This is a genomic window from Ruegeria sp. YTSA105, from assembly GCF_059610225.1.
In genome coordinates this window covers 1-2,990 of record NZ_JBXWNE010000031.1, presented here as the reverse complement: position 1 = coordinate 2,990, position 2,990 = coordinate 1, and the positions used below count along the sequence as shown (strand labels likewise).

At 60.6% G+C, this 2,990-nt stretch carries 3 protein-coding genes; all 3 read right to left on the bottom strand.

The features are described from left to right. Positions 1–884: bifunctional methylenetetrahydrofolate dehydrogenase/methenyltetrahydrofolate cyclohydrolase FolD (folD, locus tag AC2FH2_RS19735; protein ID WP_271952851.1), on the bottom strand; the 884-nt coding region annotated here is incomplete at its 3' end. A gap of 53 nt (positions 885–937) precedes the next feature. After that, on the bottom strand, positions 938–1,243 hold the full coding sequence (locus AC2FH2_RS19730) for a chorismate mutase (protein ID WP_142640424.1): 306 nt from the start codon (positions 1,241–1,243) through the stop codon (positions 938–940). 58 nt (positions 1,244–1,301) lie between these two features. Then, positions 1,302–2,978, bottom strand: coding sequence for a formate--tetrahydrofolate ligase (locus AC2FH2_RS19725; protein WP_281996164.1), 1,677 nt, complete (start codon positions 2,976–2,978; stop codon positions 1,302–1,304). Between the last annotated feature and the right edge of the window lie 12 nt (positions 2,979–2,990).

Below are 2,990 nucleotides of genomic sequence, written 5' to 3'. Positions count from 1 at the left end.
GTCAGGCCTTCTGGTTCGGGGAGTTTGTTTGCGCGGCATGCGGCGGTCAGGGTGTTGGCCAGCAGGCATGCGATTGTCATGGGGCCGACGCCACCGGGGACGGGGGTGATTGCTCCGGCGCGTTCGGCGGCGCTGGCGTAATCCACGTCTCCAACCAGCTTGTTCTTGCCGTCGCGTTCAATGCGGTTGATGCCCACGTCGATGACCGTGGCGCCTTCCTTGATCCAGTCGCCGGGCACCATCTCGGGGCGGCCCACAGCGGCGACAACGATATCCGCGCGACGGACAACATCGGGCAGATCCTTGGTGCGGCTATGCGCGATGGTCACGGTGCAGCTGTCGCCCAGCAGCAGTTGCGCCATCGGCTTGCCAACGATGTTCGAGCGGCCGATCACAACCGCGTCCATTCCGGACAATGAGCCGTGGTGATCACGCAGCATCATCAGGCAGCCCAGTGGGGTACAGGGCACCATCGATTTCTGACCGGTGCCCAGCAGGCCCACATTCGAGATGTGGAACCCGTCGACATCCTTGGCCGGGTCGATCGAATTGATCACCAGATCTTCGTTCAGATGCTTGGGCAGCGGCAGCTGCACCAGAATGCCGTGAACTGCGGGATCGGTATTCAGCTTGTCGATCAATGCCAGCAGGTCTGCCTCGGAGGTGTCCACATCCAGCTTGTGCTCATACGAGTTCATGCCGACCTCGACGGTCATCTTGCCCTTCGAGCGGACATAGACCTGGCTGGCCGGGTCTTCGCCCACCAGAACCACGGCCAGACCGGGGGTGATGCCATTTTCGTCCTTCAGCTTTGCAACCTGATCGGCAACCTGTGCCCGCACCGTTGCTGCAAAGGCCTTACCGTCGATAACCTGCGCTACCATTCTTCGATCCCTTCTTCCCAAAAACGGATCGGGCGCTTGGGGCGCCCGGTCAGTCAGTCGTTGCCGAGCACACGTTCCTCACGCGCAATCGACCAGTCAATCAGAATGCGCCACAGCGTCTCGGCCAGATCGGGGTCCATCCCCGCCGCCTGAGAGCTGGCACGCACCTTTTGCACCACCTCTTCAACACGATCCGGAATACGGGCCGGCAGGCCCTCGCCCGGCTTCAACTCAGACGCGCGATCAATGTAGCTGGCGCGCCTCACCAGCATCTCGATCAGGTGCCGGTCCAGCTGGTCGATCTGAATCCGCAGATCCTGCATCGTTGCGCAGTCTTGCGGCGGTGTCAGAGTGGGCATCGTGATCTCCTCGTGGCCCGGAGCATTCTCCGGATCACGAGATGTCTTATCTGGCGACTTAGAACAAGCCCTCGATCTCACCTGCGTCATTGAGGCAGATGCTTTCGGCCGCCGGTTTGCGCGGCAGGCCCGGCATAGTCATGATCTCACCACAGACCGCCACGATAAATCCGGCACCCGCGCTCAGGCGCACCTCGCGCACCGGAACCGAATGGCCGGTGGGCGCGCCGCGCAACGAGGGATCGGTCGAGAAGGAATACTGCGTCTTGGCCATGCAGACCGGCAGGTTGCCGTAACCGGCTTCTTCCCATTCACGCAGCTGGTTGCGGATCTTGTTGTCGGCCAAAACCTCGTCCGCGCGATAGATGCGCTTGGCGATGGTTTCGATCTTCTCGAACAGCGGCATATTGTCGGGGTAGATCGGCGCAAAGTTCGCTGTGCCCCCTTCGACGATTTCGACCACCTTCTCGGCCAGCGGCGCCGAACCTTCCGACCCCAGCTCCCAGTGACGCGACAGAACCGCTTCGACCCCGTGGTCAGAGCAATAGTCTTTCACGGCTTGCACTTCAGCGTCGGTATCGGTGACGAAGTGGTTGATGCCAACCACAACCGGCACGCCAAAGGATTTGACGTTTTCGATGTGACGACCCAGGTTGGCGCAGCCCGATTTGACCGCGTCGACGTTTTCCGCACCCAGATCAGCCTTGGCCACACCGCCATTCATCTTCATCGCACGCACGGTGGCGACCAGCACCACAGCCGACGGCGCGATACCCGCTTTGCGGCACTTGATGTTCATGAATTTCTCGGCGCCCAGATCGGCGCCAAAGCCCGCTTCGGTCACCACATAGTCAGCAACCTTCAGCGCGGTCTTGGTCGCAATGACCGAGTTACAGCCATGCGCGATGTTGGCAAACGGGCCGCCATGCACAAAGGCCGGGTTGTTTTCCAGCGTCTGCACCAGGTTCGGCTGCATCGCGTCCTTCAGCAGCACCGTCATCGCGCCTTCGGCCTTGATGTCGCGACAGTAAACCGGGGTCTTGTCGCGGCGATACGCGACGATGATGTCGCCCAACCGCTTTTCCAGATCTTTCAGGTCGTTGGCCAGGCACAGGATCGCCATAACCTCAGAGGCCACGGTGATGTCAAAGCCGGTCTCGCGCGGGAAACCGTTCGATACGCCACCCAAGCTGGCCGTGATCTGACGCAGCGCGCGGTCGTTCATGTCGACCACACGACGCCACGCTACACGGCGGATGTCGATCTCGCACTCATTGCCCCAGTAGATGTGGTTGTCGATCATCGCCGACAGCAGTGAATGGGCGCTGGTGATGGCGTGAAAGTCACCGGTGAAGTGCAGGTTCATCTCTTCCATCGGAACAACCTGCGCGTAACCACCACCCGCAGCGCCGCCCTTCATGCCAAAGTTCGGGCCCAGCGAAGCCTCACGGATACAGATCATCGCGTTCTTGCCGATCCGGTTCAGACCGTCACCCAGACCCACAGTCGTCGTCGTCTTACCCTCACCCGCAGGCGTCGGGTTGATCGCCGTCACCAGAATCAGCTTGCCGTCCTCACGGCCCTGAACCGAATTGATGAAGTCCTGGCTCACCTTTGCCTTGTCATGGCCATAGGGCAGAAGATCAGCAGATTCGATGCCGATCTTCGCACCAATCTCCTGAATCGGCTTCTTCTTCGCCTCACGCGCAATTTCGATGTCAGATTTATAGCTCATTGGGTTTCGGTC

What these genes read in the sequence shown, in the direction of transcription:
- AC2FH2_RS19730 (WP_142640424.1), bottom strand. Translation starts at nt 1,243, where the DNA reads ATGCCCACTCTGACACCGCCGCAAGACTGCGCAACGATGCAGGATCTG.
- AC2FH2_RS19725 (WP_281996164.1), bottom strand. Translation starts at nt 2,978, where the DNA reads ATGAGCTATAAATCTGACATCGAAATTGCGCGTGAGGCGAAGAAGAAG.